1 protein-coding gene is annotated in these 374 nt (G+C 59.9%); it reads right to left on the reverse strand.

What is annotated here, in order from left to right; genetic code table 11:
• Window positions 1-374: response regulator transcription factor (locus SB753_RS35265; RefSeq protein ID WP_410804695.1), on the reverse strand; the 374-nt coding region annotated here is incomplete at both ends.

The following is a 374-nucleotide window of genomic DNA, read 5'->3' on the forward strand; positions in this document are numbered from 1 at the left end:
GTAGCAGGCGGAACTCGCACGGTGCCAGATCGATCGCCTCTCCATGCAGGGTCGTCCCAAAAGAAACTGGTTTCATCACGAGACCATCGTACGCGTAAGCTTCCGCCGTCTGCACCGTTTTGCGACGCATCAGCGCGCGTACGCGCGCCGTGAGTTCATCGAGGTCGAACGGTTTGACCAGGTAATCGTCTACGCCTGCGTCCAGTGCGCCAATACGGCTTTCCACCCCGTCCCGCGCCGTCAGGATAATCACGGAGGCACGGCCGCCCCTGTTTCGATACTCGTGAAGCAGGTCGAAACCGTCGGTCCCTGACAGGTCAGGATCGAGCATAATCAGGTCATACACTTCGCCACCCAGCGATATCGCGGCGTTG

This window comes from Paraburkholderia sp. SIMBA_053 (genome assembly GCF_046534895.1).
Classification (GTDB): domain Bacteria; phylum Pseudomonadota; class Gammaproteobacteria; order Burkholderiales; family Burkholderiaceae; genus Paraburkholderia; species Paraburkholderia caledonica.